This is a genomic window from Ancylobacter defluvii, from assembly GCF_018390605.1.
GTDB lineage: Bacteria > Pseudomonadota > Alphaproteobacteria > Rhizobiales > Xanthobacteraceae > Ancylobacter > Ancylobacter defluvii.
Genome location: NZ_JAHBGD010000016.1, coordinates 49,905 through 69,430, shown reverse-complemented (window position 1 = coordinate 69,430; position 19,526 = coordinate 49,905). Strand labels below are relative to the sequence as shown.

At 66.1% G+C, this 19,526-nt stretch carries 18 protein-coding genes; 2 read left to right on the top strand and 16 right to left on the bottom strand.

Annotated features, from left to right (window positions below):
- Positions 1–28 precede the first annotated feature (28 nt).
- From KHC24_RS11450 to KHC24_RS11385, 14 genes are all read right to left on the bottom strand, one after another.
- On the bottom strand, positions 29–1,546 hold the full coding sequence (locus tag KHC24_RS11450) for an NADH-quinone oxidoreductase subunit M (RefSeq protein ID WP_213363410.1): 1,518 nt from the start codon (positions 1,544–1,546) through the stop codon (positions 29–31).
- Entirely contained in the window at positions 1,546–3,474 is a 1,929-nt protein-coding gene (gene nuoL / locus KHC24_RS11445) for an NADH-quinone oxidoreductase subunit L (RefSeq protein ID WP_213363409.1), read from the bottom strand. The genes KHC24_RS11450 and nuoL overlap by 1 nt, the downstream gene beginning before the upstream one ends.
- A gap of 13 nt (positions 3,475–3,487) precedes the next feature.
- A complete protein-coding gene (gene nuoK, locus KHC24_RS11440; RefSeq protein WP_213363408.1) occupies positions 3,488–3,796 on the bottom strand; it encodes an NADH-quinone oxidoreductase subunit NuoK in 309 nt (102 codons plus the stop codon).
- A gap of 3 nt (positions 3,797–3,799) precedes the next feature.
- Complete coding sequence (locus tag KHC24_RS11435) at positions 3,800–4,405, bottom strand: NADH-quinone oxidoreductase subunit J (RefSeq protein WP_213363407.1); 606 nt, start codon at positions 4,403–4,405, stop codon at positions 3,800–3,802.
- Between the two features lie 105 nt (positions 4,406–4,510).
- Complete coding sequence (gene nuoI, locus KHC24_RS11430) at positions 4,511–4,999, bottom strand: NADH-quinone oxidoreductase subunit NuoI (protein ID WP_013166662.1); 489 nt, start codon at positions 4,997–4,999, stop codon at positions 4,511–4,513.
- Positions 5,000–5,009: 10 nt separating this feature from the next.
- Complete coding sequence (locus KHC24_RS11425) at positions 5,010–5,273, bottom strand: hypothetical protein (RefSeq protein WP_213363406.1); 264 nt, start codon at positions 5,271–5,273, stop codon at positions 5,010–5,012.
- Position 5,274: 1 nt separating this feature from the next.
- On the bottom strand, positions 5,275–6,321 hold the full coding sequence (nuoH, locus tag KHC24_RS11420) for an NADH-quinone oxidoreductase subunit NuoH (protein ID WP_213363405.1): 1,047 nt from the start codon (positions 6,319–6,321) through the stop codon (positions 5,275–5,277).
- A 12-nt stretch (positions 6,322–6,333) separates the two neighbouring features.
- Entirely contained in the window at positions 6,334–8,412 is a 2,079-nt protein-coding gene (gene nuoG, locus KHC24_RS11415) for an NADH-quinone oxidoreductase subunit NuoG (RefSeq protein ID WP_213363404.1), read from the bottom strand.
- A 9-nt stretch (positions 8,413–8,421) separates the two neighbouring features.
- Positions 8,422–9,723 (bottom strand): NADH-quinone oxidoreductase subunit NuoF, encoded by a 1,302-nt coding sequence (nuoF, locus tag KHC24_RS11410; protein WP_213363403.1) that lies wholly within the window; start codon positions 9,721–9,723, stop codon positions 8,422–8,424.
- A gap of 10 nt (positions 9,724–9,733) precedes the next feature.
- A complete protein-coding gene (gene nuoE / locus KHC24_RS11405; protein ID WP_213363402.1) occupies positions 9,734–10,600 on the bottom strand; it encodes an NADH-quinone oxidoreductase subunit NuoE in 867 nt (288 codons plus the stop codon).
- A gap of 38 nt (positions 10,601–10,638) precedes the next feature.
- Entirely contained in the window at positions 10,639–11,856 is a 1,218-nt protein-coding gene (locus tag KHC24_RS11400; protein ID WP_213363401.1) for an NADH-quinone oxidoreductase subunit D, read from the bottom strand.
- A gap of 17 nt (positions 11,857–11,873) precedes the next feature.
- Positions 11,874–12,488 (bottom strand): NADH-quinone oxidoreductase subunit C, encoded by a 615-nt coding sequence (locus KHC24_RS11395; protein WP_213363400.1) that lies wholly within the window; start codon positions 12,486–12,488, stop codon positions 11,874–11,876.
- A gap of 42 nt (positions 12,489–12,530) precedes the next feature.
- On the bottom strand, positions 12,531–13,133 hold the full coding sequence (locus KHC24_RS11390) for a NuoB/complex I 20 kDa subunit family protein (protein ID WP_373878566.1): 603 nt from the start codon (positions 13,131–13,133) through the stop codon (positions 12,531–12,533).
- Complete coding sequence (locus KHC24_RS11385; protein ID WP_213363398.1) at positions 13,103–13,468, bottom strand: NADH-quinone oxidoreductase subunit A; 366 nt, start codon at positions 13,466–13,468, stop codon at positions 13,103–13,105. Before KHC24_RS11385 ends, KHC24_RS11390 begins: the two co-directional genes overlap by 31 nt.
- A gap of 410 nt (positions 13,469–13,878) precedes the next feature.
- Between KHC24_RS11385 and KHC24_RS11380 the strand changes: the two genes are divergently transcribed.
- Positions 13,879–15,504, top strand: coding sequence for a GMC family oxidoreductase (locus KHC24_RS11380; RefSeq protein ID WP_213363397.1), 1,626 nt, complete (start codon positions 13,879–13,881; stop codon positions 15,502–15,504).
- Positions 15,505–15,696: 192 nt separating this feature from the next.
- On the opposite strand, the gene mepA is transcribed toward KHC24_RS11380, so the two are convergent.
- On the bottom strand, positions 15,697–16,614 hold the full coding sequence (gene mepA / locus KHC24_RS11375; RefSeq protein WP_213363396.1) for a penicillin-insensitive murein endopeptidase: 918 nt from the start codon (positions 16,612–16,614) through the stop codon (positions 15,697–15,699).
- 14 nt (positions 16,615–16,628) lie between these two features.
- Positions 16,629–17,645: a L,D-transpeptidase gene (locus KHC24_RS11370; RefSeq protein ID WP_213363395.1), complete on the bottom strand. Its 1,017-nt coding sequence runs from the start codon at positions 17,643–17,645 to the stop codon at positions 16,629–16,631.
- A 308-nt stretch (positions 17,646–17,953) separates the two neighbouring features.
- Here KHC24_RS11370 and KHC24_RS11365 point away from each other — a divergent pair, with 308 nt between their 5' ends.
- A complete protein-coding gene (locus KHC24_RS11365; RefSeq protein ID WP_213363394.1) occupies positions 17,954–19,468 on the top strand; it encodes an acetyl-CoA hydrolase/transferase family protein in 1,515 nt (504 codons plus the stop codon).
- Positions 19,469–19,526 lie beyond the last annotated feature (58 nt).

Sequence of the window (19,526 nt, the reverse complement as noted above, 5' to 3'; positions counted from 1 at the left end):
CATTATGGGTCGGTTCAAGGCAGCCCCCTCAGTACAGCGCCAGAGCGGCGGCGGCCTTGACGGCGCCGGCGGCGACATCGGCGCGGGAAACGATCGCCGCCACGGCGACGTTGCACGCATCGAGGATCGGCCCCGGCCAGACGCCGAACAGGATAGTGAAGAACAGCAGCGGCACCAGCGAGGCCAGTTCCCGGCGGTTCACGTCGAGAATGTCCTTCAGGCTCTCCTTCTCCAGCGGCCCGAAGATCACCCGCCGGTAGAGCCAGAGCGCATAGGCCGCCGAGAGGATGACGCCGGTAGCGGCGAAGAACGCCACCCAGCTGTTGCGGCCGAACGCCGCCAGCATAGTCAGGAACTCGCCGATGAAGCCGGAAGTGCCGGGCAGGCCGACATTGGCCATGGTGAACACCATGAAGAAGGTCGCATAGACCGGCATCCGGTGCACCAGCCCGCCATAGGCGGCGATCTCGCGGGTATGCATGCGGTCATAGACCACGCCGACGCACAGGAACAGCGCGCCCGAGACGAAGCCGTGGCTCACCATCTGGAACACCGCGCCCTGGATACCCTCCTGGGTCATGGTGAAGATGCCCATGGTGACGAAGCCCATATGCGCCACCGAGGAGTAGGCGATGAGCTTCTTGATGTCTTCCTGCATCAGCGCGACCAGCGAGGTATAGATGATCGCCACCACGGAGAGCGTGTAGACCAGCGGCGCGAAATACAGCGACGCATCCGGGAACATCGGCAGGCTGAAGCGCAGGAAGCCGTAGCCGCCCATCTTCAGGAGGATGCCGGCCAGGATCACCGACCCGGCGGTCGGCGCCTCGACATGGGCGTCCGGCAGCCAGGTGTGCACCGGCCACATCGGCATCTTCACCGCGAAGGAGGCGAAGAAGGCCAGCCATAGCCATGTCTGCATGGCGGGCGGGAAGCCGTGGGTCAGCAGCACCCGGATGTCGGTGGTGCCGGCCTGCCAGTACATCGCCATGATGGCGAGCATCATCAGCACCGAACCGGCGAGCGTGTAGAGGAAGAACTTGAAGGTGGCGTAGATGCGCCGCTTGCCGCCCCAGATGCCGATGATGAGGAACATCGGTATCAGGCCGCCTTCGAAGAAGATGTAGAACTGCAGCAGGTCCAGCGACGAGAAGGTGCCGATCATCAGCGTCTCGAGCACCAGGAAGCAGATCATGTACTCCTTGACGCGGACGTGGATCGACTCCCAGCTCGCCAGGATGCACATCGGCATCAGCAGCGTGGTCAGCAGCACGAACGGCATCGAGATGCCGTCGAGGCCCATGCGATAGGCGGCGATGTCGCCCAGCCAGGCCCGGTTCTCCTGGAACTGGAAGTCGGTGTTCGACGCATCGAAGCCGATCAGCAGCAGCAGCGAGATCAGGAAGGTGACGAGGGTCGCCCACAGAGCGACCCAGCGGGCATTGCGCTGCGCCACCTCGTCGTCGCCGCGGATCATCAGGACGATCAGCAGCGCGCCGACGACCGGGAGGAAAGTGACGACCGAAAGAATGGGCCAGTCGTACATCAGTGCGCCCCCCCGAACATGAACCAGGTGATCAGGGCGGCGACACCGACCAGCATCACGAACGCATAGTGATAGAGATAGCCGGTCTGCAGCCGCACGACGCGGTTGGTCACGTCGATCACCCGGGCGGAGATGCCGTTGGGACCCCAGCCGTCAATGACGCGGCCATCACCCTGCTTCCACAGGAAGCGGCCGAGCCACATGGTCGGGCGCACGAACAGGAAGTCGTACAGTTCGTCGAAGTACCACTTGTTGAGCAGGAAGCGGTACAGCACGTCGTTGCGCCGGGCGAGCGCCTTCGGCACCGCCGGATTGGCGACGTACATCCAGTAGGCGACCACGAAGCCGAGCACCATCATCACCGTCGGCGACCACTTGGCCCAGGCCGGGATGTGATGGATCTCTTCCAGGATCTTGTTGTCGGGGCCCATGAAGATGGCCTCGCGGAAGAAGTGCTCCACGTCGTGCCCGACGAAGTACGGGTAGAGGATCATGCCGGCGAACAGGGCGCCGAGAGACAGCACGCCGAGCGGGATCAGCATGGTGAGCGGCGATTCATGCGCGTGCTCATAGTGGTGATGATCGTGCGGATGCCCGTGGAAGGTCATGAACATCTGCCGCCAGGTGTAGAACGAGGTCAATGCCGCCGCCGCCACCGTCATCACGAACGCATAGGTCGAGAAGGGGCTATGGCTCATGAACGCGGTCTCGATGATCGCGTCCTTCGAGAAATAGCCCGCGGTGAACGGGAAGCCGGTGAGCGCCAGGCCGCCGATCAGCATGGTGGCGTAGGTGAAGGGGATCTTCCGCCACAGGCCGCCCATGTGCCGCATGTCCTGCTCGTGGTGCATCGCATGGATAACCGAGCCGGCCGCAAGGAACAGCAGCGCCTTGAAGAAGCCATGGGTGAACAGGTGGAACACGCCGACCGAGTAGGCGCCGGCGCCGAGCGCGGTGAACATGTAGCCCAGCTGCGAGCAGGTCGAGTAGGCGATGACCCGCTTGATGTCGTTCTGCACGCAGCCGACGGTCGCCGCGAACATCGCGGTGGAGGCGCCGACGAACATCACCACGTTGAGCGCCACCGGCGACAGCTCGAACAGCGGCGAAAGCCGGGCCACCATGAACACGCCGGCGGTCACCATCGTCGCCGCGTGAATGAGCGCCGACACCGGGGTCGGGCCTTCCATCGCGTCCGGCAGCCAGGTGTGCAGGCCGAGCTGTGCCGACTTGCCCATGGCGCCGATGAACAGCAGCAGGCAGATGATGGTCGGGGCGTGCCAGTCGATGCCGATGAAATGGATCGTCTTGTCCATCAGCGACGGCGCGGCCGCAAAGACCTGCTCGAAACCGACCGAGCCGGTCATCATGAAGACAGCGAAGATGCCGAGCGCGAAGCCGAAATCGCCGACGCGGTTGACGATGAAGGCTTTCATCGCCGCGGCGCAGGCGGACGGCTTGTCGTACCAGAAGCCGATCAGCAGGTAGGAGGCGAGACCGACGCCCTCCCAGCCGAAGAACAGCTGCACCAGGTTGTCGCTGGTCACCAGCATCAGCATGGCGAAGGTAAACAGCGAGAGATAGGCGAAGAAGCGCGGCCGGCTCGGATCCTCGTGCATGTACCCCATGGAGTACAGGTGCACGAGCGACGACACCGTCGTCACCAGAACCAGCATCACCGCCGTCAGCGTGTCGACGCGCAGCGCCCACTTCACGTCCAGCGCGCCCGAAGCGATCCAGGTAAAGATCTCGACAGTGCCGCCGCCGTCGCCGAACGCGGTCTGGAAGAACACGATCCACGCGAACAGCGCCGAGATGAACAGCAGTCCGGTGGTGATGAGCTCGGAAGCGCGTGCACCGATGGCGCGGCCGAACAGCCCCGCGATCAGGAAGCCCGCGAGCGGGAGGAAGACGATCGCCTGATACATGACCGGGTCTCCCTCAACCCTTCATCGTGTTGATGTCTTCGACGGCGATCGAACCGCGATTGCGGAAGAACACCACGAGAATGGCGAGGCCGATGGCCGCCTCGGCGGCTGCCACCGTCAGCACGAACAGCGCAAAGATCTGTCCGGTAATGTTTCCGAGGAAAACCGAGAACGCGACGAAGTTGATGTTTACCGCGAGCAGGATGAGCTCAATAGACATCAGGATGACGATGACGTTCTTCCGGTTGAGGAAGATACCGAGCGTCCCCAGCGTAAACAGGATCGCTGCCACGGTCAGGTAATGTGAAAGACCGATGACCATCGCTCAGAGCCCCTTGCCCGACGGCACCTTGACGACATCCATCGCCATTTTCTTGGTGCGTGCGTTCTGCACCGGAATGCTCTGGCGCTTGACGTTCGGCTTGTGGCGCAGCGTCAGCACGATGGCGCCGATCATCGCCACCAGCAGGATCATCGCCGCCGCCTGGAAGAAATAGACATAGTCGGTATAGAGCACCCGGCCGATCTGCACCGCGTTGGTCACGTCCGACGGCGCCGCCGCCACCGCCCCGGTCACGCCCTGGCCGAAGGTCCAGGAGCCGAACACCAGCACCAGCTCGGCCAGGAAGACCAGGCCGATCAACACGCCGACCGGCATATATTGCAGGAAGCCCTGGCGCAGCTCGACGAAGTCCACGTCGAGCATCATCACCACGAACAGGAACAGCACCGCCACCGCGCCGACATAGACGACCACCAGCAGCATCGCCAGATATTCGGCGCCGATCAGTATGAACAGCCCCGCCGCATTGACGAAGGTGAGGATCAGGAACAGCACCGAGTGCACAGGATTGCGCGAGGCGATGACCATGAAGGCCGAGGCCACCGCCACACCGGCGAAAAGATAGAAGAACAGCGCGGCAAGGCTCATGCCCGGCACTCCCCAAAGAACCCGGCGGCCATGCCGGCGATTTCGCCGGCCCGCGCGTCAGCGCCCATTCCCGTCACGTCGATCACCCGTCTCTTCCCCCGCCGCTCAACGATAGGGCGCATCGAGCGCCATGTTGCGCGCGATCTCGCGTTCCCAGCGGTCGCCGTTCGCGAGCAGCTTGGCCTTGTCGTAATAGAGTTCCTCACGCGTCTCGGTGGCGAACTCGAAGTTCGGCCCCTCGACGATCGCATCCACCGGGCAGGCTTCCTGGCAGAAGCCGCAATAGATGCACTTCACCATGTCGATGTCGTAACGCGTGGTGCGGCGCGTGCCGTCGTTGCGGCGCGGGCCCGCCTCGATGGTGATGGCCTGCGCCGGGCAGATCGCCTCGCACAGCTTGCAGGCAATGCAGCGCTCCTCGCCGTTCGGATAGCGGCGCAGCGCGTGCTCGCCGCGGAAGCGCGGGCTGACCGGCCCTTTCTCGAAGGGGTAGTTCAGCGTCGCCTTCGGCTTGAAGAAGTAACGCATCGCCAGGAAGAACGCCGAGACGAACTCGGTGAGCAGCAGCTGGCGCGCCGCCAGATCCAACCTCATGTCGCTCTCCTCACTCAGCCATCGCCGCGGCGAGCCCAAAGCCCAGCAGCGGCATCGAGACGGCGAATACCCGGATCACCGTCTTCCACCAGGAAATCACGCCCTCGAGCTGATCCTGGTTCAGCTTGCGGGCCTCTCGCGAACCGCGGATCGATGTTTCCATCAGCCGCGGCAGTATGAACCATTCGATGGTGCCGATCGCCAGTCCGACCAGCGCTCCCATCCAGGCGACGGCTGAGGCTTCGAAAAGCCCGGCCAGCGTCCCCTCGCTCATGTCAGCCTCCAGCTCCCGGCGCCAGGCCGGTGAAATGCAGCACCGACGCCACCAGCACCACCATCGCCAGCGAAATCGGCAGGAAGACCTTCCAGCCCAGGCGCATCAGCTGATCGTAGCGGTAGCGAGGAACCATGGCCTTCACCATGGCGAACATGAAGAAGACCAGCAGGACCTTAAGCAGGAACCACACGATCCCCGGCACCCAGGTGAAGGGCGCGATCGGGAAGGGCGGCAACCATCCGCCCATGAACAGGATCGTGGTCAGCGCGCACATGGTCATGATCGCCACGTACTCACCCAGCATGAACATCATGTAGGGTGTCGAACCGTATTCCACCATGAAGCCGGCGACGAGTTCGGATTCCGCTTCGCCAAGATCGAAGGGCGGGCGATTGGTCTCGGCCAGCGCCGAGATGAAGAAGATCACGAACATCGGGAACAGCGGCAGCCAGTACCAGCCGAACATGCCGAGCGCGCCATTCTGCGCCTCGACGATCGCCGACAGGTTCAGCGAGCCGGCGCACATCAGCACGGTGACGATGACGAAGCCGATCGAGACCTCGTAGGACACCATCTGCGCGGCTGCGCGAAGGGCCGACAGGAAGGGATACTTCGAGTTCGACGCCCAGCCGCCCATGATCACGCCGTACACACCGAGCGACGAGATGGCGAAGATGTACAGCACGCCGACATTGATGTCGGCGACCACCCAGCCGGCGTCGATCGGCACCACCGCCCAGGCGGCCAGCGCCAGCAGGCAGGTGACGAACGGAGCGAGCAGGAACACGCCCTTGTTCGAGCCGTCGGGGATCACCGGCTCCTTCAGCACGAATTTGAGCAGGTCGGCGAAGGACTGGAACAGGCCGAAGGGGCCGACCACGTTGGGGCCGCGGCGCAGCTGCACTGCTGCCCAGATCTTGCGGTCGGCCAGCAGCACATAGGCGACGATGATCAGCAGGCCGACCAGCAGCCCGAGGCTCTGGGCGACGATGATCAGGACGTGGATGAGGGTATCGAACCAGGTGGTGGTCACGGTCTCGGTCATGCTCCCCTCCCCTTACTCGGCCGCCGCCGCGAGGCGGTCTTGCGCGAGCGCGGAGCATTCCGCCATCACGGCGGAGGCGCGGGCGATCGGATTGGTGAGATAGAACGCGGTCACGGCGGCATGGAACGGCGCGCTCGCCGTATCGCCGCCCCGAGCCGCGAGGTCGATCACCACCTGCGCATCGGCCGCCTCGACATGGTCGATGCGGGCCAGGTGCGGATGCGCCGCATAGAGCGCGGCGCGCAGCTGGCCGAGGCTGTCGAAGGGCAGCTTCTTGCCGAGCACGTCGGAGAGCGCCCGCAGGATCGCCCATTCCTCGCGCGCCTCGCCGGGCGGGAACGCCGCGCGGTTGGCGATCTGTGCCCGCCCCTCGGTGTTCACATAGGTGCCGGACTTCTCGGTATAGGCCGCCCCCGGCAGGATGACGTCGGCGCGATGGGCGCCGCGGTCGCCATGGGTGCCGATATAAACTACGAAGGCCCCCGGAGCGATGTCAATCTCGTCTGCGCCGAGCGCGAACAACACGTCAACTCCGCCCGGGTTGGTCATGGCGACGGCGTCGAGACCGCCCTCGCCCGGCACCGCGCCGACATCGAGCGCGCCGACGCGCGAAGCGGCGGTGTGCAGCACCGAGAAGCCGTTCCAGCCCTCCTTCACCGCACCGACCGACACCGCCAGCCGCGCCGCCAGCGCCAGCACCGCCGCGCCGTCCGGCCGCGACAGCGCGCCCTGGCCAACCAGGATCAGCGGATGCTTGGCGTTCTTCAGCGTCTCGGCAAAGGTGCCGCTGCCGACCAGGTCGGACAGCGTATCGGTGCCCGCGCCGAGATAGTCATAGCCATAGGTGAGGTCGACGGCCTCGCCGATCAGCCCGATCGGGAAATTGCCGTGCAGCCAGCGCTTGCGGATACGGGCATTGAGCACCGACGCCTCAAGGCGCGGATTGGCGCCGACGATCAGCAGCGCATCCGCCTGCTCGATGCCGGCAATGGTGGCATTGAACAGGTAGGACGCGCGGCCCAGCGCCGGGTCGAGCTTGGCGCCATCCTGGCGGGCATCGATGCTGGTCGAGCCGAGCGCGGCGAGCAGCTGCTTGAGCGCGAACACTTCCTCGACCGAGGACAGATCGCCGATCAGCCCGCCTATGCGGCTGCCCGGCACGCCCTTCACCTTGGCGGCAATGGCGGCGAAGGCCTCCGGCCAGCCGGCGGGACGCAGCTTGCCACCGACGCGCACATAGGGGCGGTCGAGGCGCTGGGTCTTGAGGCCGTCCCAGATGTAGCGGGTCTTGTCGGATATCCACTCCTCGTTCACGTCCTCGTGGAGACGCGGCAGGATGCGCATCACCTCGCGGCCGCGGGTGTCGACGCGGATATTCGAGCCAACCGCGTCCATCACGTCGATGGATTCGGTCTTCACCAGCTCCCACGGGCGGGCGTGGTAGGCGTAGGGACGCTGGGTCAACGCACCGACCGGGCAGAGGTCGACGACATTGCCCTGCAATTCGGAGGAGAGCGCCGCCTCGAGATAGGTGGTGATCTCCATGTCCTCGCCGCGGCCGATAGCGCCGAGCTCGGCGACGCCGGCGACTTCGGTAGTGAAGCGGACGCAGCGCGTGCACTGGATGCAGCGCGTCATCGAGGTCTTCACCAGCGGGCCGATATACTTGTCCTCGACCGCGCGCTTGTTCTCGGCGTAGCGGGAGGTATCCACGCCATAGGCCATGGCCTGGTCCTGCAGGTCGCACTCGCCGCCCTGGTCGCAGATCGGGCAATCCAGCGGGTGGTTGATGAGCAGGAACTCCATCACCCCTTCGCGGGCCTTCTTCACCATCGGCGACTTGGTGAGGATGACCGGGGGCTCGCCGTTCGGGCCGGGGCGCAGGTCGCGCACGCTCATCGCGCAGCTGGCCTGCGGCTTGGGCGGGCCACCCTTCACCTCGACGAGGCACATCCGGCAGTTGCCGGCAATCGACAGGCGCTCATGGAAGCAGAAGCGCGGAATTTCAGCCCCCGCCGCCTCGCACGCCTGAAGCAGCGTGTACTCGGCGGGAACTTCGACCTCGATGTCGTCGACGATGAGCTTGGCCATGGTGCTCTCTTACTCCGCCGCCACCGGCACCGGGTCGGAATGGGGATTCGCCGAATACTGGTCGATCCGCTTCTCGATCTCGGGACGGAAATGCCGGATCAGGCCCTGCACCGGCCACGCGGCGGCGTCGCCGAGCGCGCAGATGGTGTGACCCTCGATCTGGGTGGTAACCTGCAACAGGAGGTCGATCTCGCGCTTCTGGGCGCGGCCCTCCGCCATGCGGTCCATCACCCGCCACATCCAGCCGGTGCCTTCGCGGCAGGGCGTACACTGGCCGCAGCTCTCGTGCCGGAAGAAATAGGAGATGCGGGCGATGGCGCGGATGATATCGGTCTGCTTGTCCATCACCAGCACGCCGGCGGTGCCGAACGACGACTTCGCGGCGCGGCAGCCGTCGAAATCCATGATCAGCTCGGCGCAGTCCGCCGCCGGGATCACCGGGCAGGAGGCGCCGCCGGGAATGATGGCGAGCAGGTTGTCCCAGCCGCCGCGCACGCCGCCGCCATGCTTCTCGATCAATTCCTTGAACGGGATGCTCATCGCCTCTTCGACGATGCAGGGCGTGTTCACATGGCCGGAAATGCCGAACAGCTTGGTGCCGACATTGTTGGCGCGGCCGATGCCGGAGAACCAGGCCGGCCCGCGCCGCAGGATGGTCGGCGCCACCGCGATGGATTCGACGTTATTCACCGTGGTCGGGCAGCCATAGAGGCCGACATTCGCCGGGAAAGGCGGCTTCAGCCGCGGCTGGCCCTTCTTGCCTTCCAGGCTCTCGATGAGCGCGGTTTCCTCGCCGCAGATATAGGCGCCGGCGCCATGGTGGACGACGATGTCGAAGTCCCAGCCATGCACGTTGTCCTTGCCGATCAGCTTGGCCTCATAGGCCTGATCGACCGCCGCCTGCAGGCGCTCGCGCTCGAGGATGAACTCGCCGCGCACATAGATGTAGGCGGCATGCGCGCCCATGGCGAAGCCGGCGATCAGGCAGCCCTCGACCAGATGATGCGGGTCGTGGCGCAGGATCTCGCGGTCCTTGCAGGTGCCGGGCTCGGATTCGTCGGCATTGACGACGAGATAATGCGGCCGCCCGTCCGACTGCTTGGGCATGAACGACCATTTCAGGCCGGTGGGGAAGCCCGCCCCGCCGCGGCCGCGCAGGCCGGAGGCCTTCATCTGGTCGATGATCCAGTCGCGGCCGGCCTCGATGATGGTCTTGGTGCCGTCCCAGGAGCCACGCTTCAGCGCGCCCTGAAGGCCCCAATCCTGGTAGCCGTAGATATTGGTGAAGATGCGATCCTTGTCGGCCAGCATGGTTCGCTCCTCAGTTACCCTTCTCGCCGGCCGGAGGCGGCGCTACGGGCTTGGACGGCTTATCGCTGTCGGCGCTGCCGGCGGCCTTCACCGCCTCGGCAACCGGCGGCTTGGCCGGGGCGGGATCGCTCTTCGGCGGGGCGGCCGGCGCCGCAGCGGCGGCGGGCTCCGCCGGCTTGGGCGCCGCGGCTGCAGCCGCGCGGGCGGCGATCGCCTCGCGGGCGGCGGCAAGGCCGACACCGGTGCCGACCATCGAGCCGTCATACAGCTCCGGCGAGGTCAGCACGCGCAGGCCTGTGACCGGCTCGGAGCTCTTGCGGCCATTCTGCGGGCCGGTGGTCGGCTTTTCCCCACGCTCGAAGGCGTCGATGATGCCTTCGAGGATCTCGGGGGTGAGGTCCTCGAACACCTCGTTCACCACCTGCACCATCGGGGCGTTCACGCAGGCACCGGCACATTCCACCTCTTCCCAGGAGAGTGTGCCGCTCTCGTTGAGATGGAAGGGCTCGGCGTGGATCTTGTTCTTGCAGACCTTCATCAGGTCGCCGGCGCCCTTCAGCATGCAGGGCGTGGTGCCGCAGACCTGGATATGCGCCTTGCGGCCGACCGGGAGCAGCTGGAACTGCGTGTAGAAGGTGGCGACCTCGTAGACGCGGATCGGCGCCATGCCGAGCATGTCGCCGACATAACGCATCGCCGGTTCCGACACCCAGCCGCCGGCCTGTTCCTGCGCGCGCATGAGCAGCGGAATCACCGCGCTGGCCTGCCGGCCAGCCGGATACTTGGCGATGGTGTTTTCCGCCCAAGCCAGATTCTCCGCCGTGAAGGCGAAGCTCTCGGGCTGCAACTCCTTGGGCGCAAGCCTACGGACCGACATGCCGTACCCTTCCGATCGAACCGTCTTGCCTCATTGGCTCAGCGGTCCACTTCCCCGAAAACGATGTCCAGCGACCCGAGGATCGCCGAGACGTCCGCCAGCATGTAGCCGCGGCACATGAAATCCATCGATTGAAGATGGGCGAAACCCGGCGCGCGTATCTTGCAGCGGTAGGGCTTGTTGGTGCCGTCAGACACCAGATAGACGCCGAATTCGCCCTTGGGCGCTTCCACCGCCGCGTAAACTTCGCCGGCCGGAACATGGAAGCCTTCGGTGTAGAGCTTGAAGTGATGGATGAGCGCTTCCATCGAGCGCTTCATCTCGCCGCGCTTGGGCGCGACGATCTTGTTATCCACCGCCGAGACCGGGCCGGCCTCCTTGAGAAGACGCTCGCAGCACTGGCGCATGATGTAGGCCGACTGCCGCATCTCCTCCATGCGAATACAGTAGCGATCGTAATTGTCGCAGTTCTTGCCGATCGGAATGTCGAATTCCAGCTCGTCATAGCACTCATAGGGCTGCGCCTTGCGCAGGTCCCAGGCCGCGCCGGAGCCGCGCACCATCACCCCGGAGAAGCCCCAGGCGAAGGCGTCCTCCAGCGACACGATGCCGATATCGACATTGCGCTGCTTGAAGATGCGGTTGTCGGTGAGCAGCCCCTCGAGGTCGTCGCAGACCTTCAGGAACGGCTCGATCCAGTCGAGGATGTCCTGTACCAGCTGGCGCGGCAGGTCCTGGTGGACGCCGCCGGGACGGAAATAGGCGGCGTGCATGCGCGAGCCGGAGGCGCGCTCATAGAACACCATCAGTTTCTCGCGCTCCTCGAAGCCCCACAGCGGCGGGGTGAGCGCGCCGACGTCCATCGCCTGCGTCGTCACATTGAGCATATGCGACAGGATGCGGCCGATCTCGGAATAGAGCACGCGGATCAACTGTCCGCGCTTGGGCACTTCCACCCCGAGCAGCCGCTCGATGGCAAGGCAGTAGGCATGCTCCTGGTTCATCGGCGCGACATAGTCGAGCCGGTCGAAATAGGGCATCGCCTGGGTGAAGGTCTTGGTCTCGATCAGCTTCTCGGTGCCGCGGTGCAGCAGGCCGATATGCGGATCGACACGCTCGACGATCTCGCCGTCGAGCTCCAGCACCAGGCGCAACACGCCGTGCGCCGCCGGATGCTGCGGACCGAAATTGATCTGGAAATTGCGGACGTTGGGATCGGTGGTGGTGGCAGACGCAGTGCTGACAGCGGCGTTCATGGTCGTCTCACTCCGCCTCAACCGGCCTTGGGGGCAGAAGCCTTCTCATCGCCCGGGAGCACGTAGTCCGGCCCCTCCCACGGCGACAGGAAGTCGAAATTGCGGAACTCCTGCGCGAGCTTCACCGGCTCGTAGACGACGCGCTTGCGCTCGTCGTCATAGCGCACCTCGACGAAGCCGGTGGTCGGGAAGTCCTTACGCAGCGGATAGCCGTCGAAGCCATAATCGGTGAGCAGGCGCCGCAGCTCCGGATGGCCGGAGAACAGGATGCCGTACATGTCGTAGGCTTCACGCTCGAACCACAGCGCGCCGGCGAACACTCCGGTGGCCGAAGGCACCGGCGTCGTCTCGTCGGTCTCGGCCTTGACCCGGATGCGGGCATTCAGCGTCGGCGACAGCAGATGGTAGACGACGTCGAAGCGCTTCTCGCGCTTCGGCCAATCCACACCGCACACATCGACGAAGCTGACGAACCGGCAGGACGGATCGTCACGCAGGAAGGTCAGCACCTTCACCACCTCGGCGGCTGGCACCACCACGGTAAGCTCGCCATAGGCGACGACGATCTCGTCGATCGCATCCGGCATCGCCTCGGCGATGTGCGCCCCAAGCTCTCTCAGCGTCTCGTCCATGTCTTACCCGTCTTGCCCGCTTCTGCGCCTGGCGTTCGGTCGTCAGCGTTCGATGGTGCCGGTACGGCGAATCTTCTTCTGCAGCAGCAGCACGCCGTACAGCAGCGCCTCCGCCGTCGGCGGGCAGCCCGGAACGTAGATGTCGACCGGCACGATACGGTCGCAGCCGCGCACCACCGAATAGGAATAGTGATAGTAGCCGCCGCCATTGGCGCAGCTGCCCATGGAGATGACGTAGCGCGGCTCCGGCATCTGGTCGTAGACCTTGCGCAGGGCCGGAGCCATCTTGTTGGTCAGCGTGCCGGCGACGATCATCACGTCCGACTGGCGCGGCGAGGCGCGCGGCGCGAAGCCGAACCGCTCCACATCGTAGCGCGGCATCGAAGTCTGCATCATCTCGACCGCGCAGCAGGCGAGACCGAAGGTCATCCACATCAGCGAGCCGGTGCGCGCCCAGTTGATGAGATCGTCGGTGGCGGTGACGAGAAAGCCCTTGTCGGCCAACTCGTTGTTGACCTCGACGAAGAACGGATCGGTAGCCCCCACCGGCCGGCCGGTGTTCGGGTCGATGATTCCCTTGGCCGCCGGAGCGACGAGAGGGGTATTCGCGGCGCTCAATCCCATTCGAGCGCTCCCTTCTTCCATTCGTAGACAAAGCCGATCGTCAGCACGGCCAGGAAAATCATCATCGACCAGAAGCCGAAATTGCCGAGTTCGCCGAAGGTGATAGCCCAGGGAAACAGGAAGGCGACCTCAAGATCGAAGATGATGAAGAGGATCGACACCAGATAGAAACGGACGTCGAACTTCATGCGCGCGTCGTCGAACGCATTGAAGCCACATTCATAAGCCGACATCTTCTCTGGATCGGGCCGGGAGAACGCGACCAGGAAGGGGGCCACCAGCAGGGCCAGCCCGATGACGGCCGATACCCCGATGAAAATGACGACCGGCAGATAATCCTGCAGCAGGCTGCTCATGGGCCGCATCCTCCCCCGGTGCGTGGGCGCCGTCCGGCGCGCAACCTCAGTTGCGAAATATTCAAAGCACAGGGCAGGCTTATCGCACCGCCCCAGAGAGGGCAAGGGCATCAATGAGCCTTGCACCGCTCCTGGCATACAAAATTCACAAGCGACCCAACGTTCCCAACAGGTTACGCCGCATTGCGGCATCCTCTTGGCCTATTGGGACAATATCGCGACATTAGACTTTAGTCTCGTGTCACGTGGAGATGATCGCAGCGACCCACCGCCGCACACCGTCGGCTCCCTCTACGGCACCTCCGCACCTCCCGCGAGTCACTACCTGGACGGTGGCGATCCGCTGCGGAATGGGTCAGAAATCAGCGGTCGTCGCCGGTTCCCCGCGACGAGCTTGCGCAGGTGGAAGCATGGTCGACGACACGTCCGGCGAAGAGCAATACGACTACATCATCGTCGGCGCGGGCTCGGCCGGCTGCGTGCTCGCCAACCGGCTCTCCGCCGATCCGGGCATCCGGGTGCTGCTGCTGGAAGCCGGCGGGCGCGACGACTGGATCTGGTTCCACATCCCGGTCGGCTATCTGTTCGCCATCGGCAATCCGCGTGCCGACTGGATGTTCCGCACCGAGGCCGAGCCGGGGCTGAACGGCCGCGCCCTCGCCTATCCGCGCGGCAAGGTGATCGGCGGCTGCTCGGCCATCAATGCCATGATCTACATGCGCGGCCAGGCCGGCGATTATGACGGCTGGCGCCAGCTGGGGCTGTCGGGCTGGGGCTGGGACGACGTGCTGCCGCTCTTCAAAGGCCATGAGGACCATTATCGCGGCGGAGACGCGTTCCACGGCAGCGGCGGCGAGTGGCGCGTCGAATATCCCCGCCTCACCTGGCCGTTGCTCGACAGGGTGCGCGAGGCGGCCGCCCAGGACGGCATCACCCCGATCGACGACTACAACACCGGAGACAATGAAGGCTCGGCCTATTTCCAGGTGAACCAGAAGCGCGGCCGGCGCTGGAGCGCGGCCCGCGGCTTCCTGAAACCTGTTCTCGACCGGCCGAATCTCATCCTGCGCACCGGTTGCCTGACAGAGCGGGTGATTCTCGACGGCTATCGCGCCGTCGGCATCGCCTATCGGCAGCACGGCGTCGCCCGCACCGCCCGCGTCCGCGGCGAGGTCATCCTCTCGGCCGGCGCCATCGGCTCGCCGCAGATCCTCATGCTGTCCGGCATCGGCCCCGGCGCCGAGCTCGCCCGGCACGGCATCGACGTCGCCCTCGACCGGCCGGGCATCGGCGCCAACCTGCAGGATCATCTGCAGTTGCGGCTGATCTACAAGGTGCATGGCGCGAACACGCTCAACGAGCGCTACCACTCGCTGTGGGGCAAGGCGTCGATGGCGCTCGACTACGCGCTGTTCCGGCGCGGGCCGCTGACCATGGCGCCCTCGCAGCTCGGCCTGTTCACCCGCTCGCGGCCGGAGAAGGAGCGCGCCGATCTGGAATTCCACGTGCAGCCGTTGTCGCTCGGCAAGTTCGGCGAGCCGCTGCACCGCTTTCCGGCATTCACCATGAGCGTGTGCAATCTACGCCCATCGAGCCGCGGCGATGTGCGGCTCGCCAGCGCCGACCCGGCAGCGGCGCCGGTGATTCGACCCAATTATCTGGCGACCGAGGAGGATCGGCAGGTAGCGATCGACAGCCTGCGCGTCGCCCGCCGCATCGTCACCCGTCCGGCATTGGCGCCGTTGCGGCCGGAGGAGTTCCTGCCCGGACCCTTGGTCGGCGATGACGACGACAGCCTTCTGCGCGCCGCCGGCGAGATCGGCACCACCATCTTCCACCCGGTCGGCACCGCCAAAATGGGCCTGCCGAGCGACCCGTTGGCGGTGGTCGACGAGCGGCTGCGGGTGTTCGGCATCGAGGGGCTCAGGGTGGCGGACGCCTCGGTGATGCCGAGCATCGTGTCCGGCAACACCGCCTCCCCCACCATGATGATCGCCGAAAAGGCGGCGGCGATGATCCACGCCGACCGGCGGTGAGACGCGTGGCGGCCAAACGTAGCGTGTCCCTCATCGCACGCAGTCACCCTTCACGCCGTCATGGCTGAACCTGATCCGGCCATCCGCGCGGTTCCGGCTGGCGTGCCCGGCCCGAGGCGTAGATGTTCGGGCCAAACCCGGGCATGACAGTGTGGCCGCTGATGCCCGCCGAGAGACAGAAGCCGCGCCTCCTCACGGCGCCTTCAGCACCGCCGCGCAGGCCGGCGGCAGTTGGGCCAGCGTCACCGGCGGCGCCGGCTTCGGCGGAACCTTCGGCGGCTTGGGATGCAGCACGCCCTCGGAGAACCACCAGTCGAGCTTGTCGCAGCCATCGCCCGGCACCACGGCGTCCTGCGGCCGGCAGTCGGGGCTGGAGGCCGGGCAGGAGATGCGCACATGCATGTGATAGTCGTGCCCCCAATAGGGCCGCACCTTCTGCAGCCAGGCACGGTCGCCCTTGGCATCGCGGCACAGCGCCTTCTTGATCGCCGCGTTCACCAGCACCCGTTCCACCCGCTCGTCCTGCGCGGCGGCGCGGATGATGGCGACATGCGCCGGCGTCCACACCTTGGCGTCGACATCAAGCCGGTCCGGCCGCACGATCATCGTCGCCGACACGTCCTCGCGCTCCTTGGCGGTGTATTCGCGCTTCGGCATCGGCGTCAGCCAGATGTCGGCGTCGAGGCCGATCTGGTGCGAGGCATGGCCGCTCGCCATCGGCCCACCACGCGGCTGCGCCATGTCGCCGACCAGCAGGCCCGGCCAACCGACCTTCGGCGCCCGCGCCGCCAATTGCTCGAGGAACACCACGAGGTCGGGATGCCCCCAGTTGCGGTTGCGCGACAGCCGCATCGCCTGCCAGGTCGGCCCGTTGATCGGCAGCGCCTCGCCGCCCGCGAGGCAGCCGCGCGAATAGAAGCCGATGGCGCGCGGCGCTAGGTCGGATGCCGGTTCCTTCACCGCCCCGAACAGCAGCTTTGCCGGCGTGGCGCTGCCGGCGGCGGGCTTGGCCGGGCTCATGGGTGGGGTATCGTCCTGTGCCCGCAGCGCCCCGGCCCCACCGATCAGCGCCAGGCCGGCCAGGATGAGCGCGGCGAGAAGACGACGCATGCCCGCCTCCCCGATCAGCTCATCGCCTGCGACAGCACCACGAAGTCCTTGTCGGTCCGCGTCGCGGGATCCGCCGGCAGGTCGGTGACGAACAGCGTCGAGCCCGGAACCAGCAATTGCGCCAGCTGCTGGTTGGCCTGCGGCGCCACGGTGATGCGGTCGATGGCCCCGGCCGCCTTGCCCTGACCGGCGCCGTTGCCCTCGAAGCCGATCGCCGTCCAGGCGACCTCGCCGGCAACCTTCTTCAGCACATAGACGACATTGCCGAGCGGCGTGCCGGAATCGCGGATCGTTACCGCGGCGGTCAGCGCCACCGCGCCGTTCTTCAGCACGGTCAGCTGCTTGTCGGCGCCGCTCACCACCATGGAGACGGCATTTTCCGCCGCCATCTGCGCGGCGGCCTGCACCGCGGCCGGGGTGTCGTCCTTCGGCGCCTCGGTCTTGATGGCGGTGGAGGCGTCGGCCGGCAGCACCAGGCCGGGATGCAGCACGTCCGCCGGCTGGGAATGCGCGTCGGCGATGATCACCGGCGTGCCGAAATGGGTGATGCCGAACAGCAGCTTGGAGAACGCCATCGGCAGGTGCACGCAGCCATGCGAGGACGGATAGCCCGGCAGCCCGCCGGCATGCAGCGCCACGCCCGACCAGGTCAGCCGCTCGGCATAGGGCATCGGCGCGTCGTCATAGAGCGAGGAATGGTGGTCGACATCCTTCTGCAGGATGGTGAACACGCCTACCGGCGTCTCATGGCCGGCGCGTCCGGTCGAGCAGGTGGAGACGCCGATGCGCACGCCGTTGCGATAGACATAGCAGCGCTGGTCCGGCAGCGAGACGATGATGGCGACGAACCCCTCGGGGGAGCGGTCGGGATACCACACATACTGACCCGGCTTCAGCGCGGCGACCGCTGCCAACTCGCTCACCGCCGCATCGCCCGGATCGGCGCCCTGGGCATGAAGCGGGCGCGCGTGCAGCGACAGCAGTGCCGCCGAGCCGGCGAGAGCCATGAAATGCCGCCTGTGAAGAAGCATGTGCCGCCAGCCATTCCGCATCTGCGAATCTCCCCTCGCGCGGCGGCGAGGATAGCGGCTCGCGCCTTCGGAGGCGAATGGCCGGAATTGTCGAGCCGGTTCACAGGCTTGTCCCGCCGTTTGCCGGGGTGGTTGCCGCGCGACGCCATGCGTCCGCCTCATACCCGGCCAAAGGTCGAACTGGCCGTTCCGGCAAGGCCGGATCAAACAGGGGCGCCCGCCCTCGCCTTGTCCGCGTGATCGATTTCCCGAAATCCGCCGCCGGATCCACTGGCCCCGGCGAAAGGATCGAACGGAGGAACGACGCCATGCACGAGGATCGCCTGCGCTACGCGCCATTGGCGGAGAAGGTGACCAGCGCGGAAAACGCCGCGCGGCTGATCAGGGACGGCATGACCATCGGCATGAGCGGTTTCACCCGCGCCGGCGAGGCCAAGGCGGTGCCGATGGCGCTCGCCGAGCGCGCCCGCTCCGAGCCGATCAAGATCACCCTCATCACCGGCGCCTCGCTCGGCAACGATCTCGACAAGACCATGGCCGAGGCGCACCTGCTCTCCCGCCGCATCCCCTTCCAGTCCGACCCGGCGCTGCGCCGGGCGATCAATGCCGGCGAGGTGATGTTCGTCGACCAGCATCTGTCCGAGACGGTGGAGATGCTGCGCACCCGCCAGCTCGGGCCGATCGACGTCGCGGTGATCGAGGCGGTGGCGATCACCGAGCAGGGCGGCATCGTGCCGACCACCTCGGTCGGCAATTCCGCCAGCTTCGCCATCCTGGCCGAGAAGGTCATCGTCGAGATCAACCTCTCGCAGCCGGTAGCGCTGGAGGGCCTGCACGACATCTATATCCCGACCCACCGGCCGCATCGCGAGCCGATCCCGGTGGTGGCGCCGCAGAGCCGTATCGGCCTGCCCTTCATCCCGGTCGACCCCGACAAGATCGCCGCCATCGTCTTCACGCAGAAGCTCGACAGCTCGTCGACGGTGCTACCGCCGGACGCCGAGACCGCCGCCATTGCCGGCCACCTCACCGAGTTCTTCCTCAACGAGGTGAAGAAAGGGCGGCTGACCAACCGCCTGCAGCCCTTGCAGGCCGGCATCGGCACCATCGCCAACGCGGTGCTGCACGGCTTCATCGAGACGCCGTTCCACAACCTCACCATGTATTCCGAGGTGCTGCAGGATTCGACCTTCGACCTGTTCGACGCCGGCAAGCTCGACTTCGCCTCCGGCTCCTCGATCACCCTCTCGGCGGACAAGTACCGCGAGGTGCTGCCGAGGCTGCCGCACTACAAGCCGCGGCTGATCCTGCGCCCGCAGGAGATCAGCAACCACCCGGAAGTGGTGCGCCGGCTCGGCATCATCGGCATCAACACTGCGCTGGAGTTCGACATCTACGGCAACGTCAACTCCACCCATGTCGGCGGTACCCACATGATGAACGGCATCGGCGGCTCGGGCGACTTCGCCCGCAACGGCTATATGTCGGTGTTCGTCACCAAGTCGATCGCCAAGGGCGGCGCCATCTCCTCGGTGGTGCCGATGGTCAGTCATGTCGACCACAACGAGCACGATGTCGACGTGCTGGTCACCGAGATCGGCCTCGCCGACCTGCGCGGCCTCGCCCCGCGCGAACGGGCGCGGGCGATCCTCGCCAATTGCGTCCACCCCGCCTATCGCGAGCCGCTGGCCGACTATCATCGCCGGGCACTGGCCCGCGGCGGCCACACGCCGCACATCATCGAGGAGGCGCTGTCCTGGCATGCCGCGCTGCGCGCCACCGGCCGCATGCCCACCGCCGTCTCCACTGAGGCGACCGGCTGAACGAAAAACGGCCCGCCTCCCAGGGAGAGGCGGGCCGCGAGTACGGCTGACGGATCGG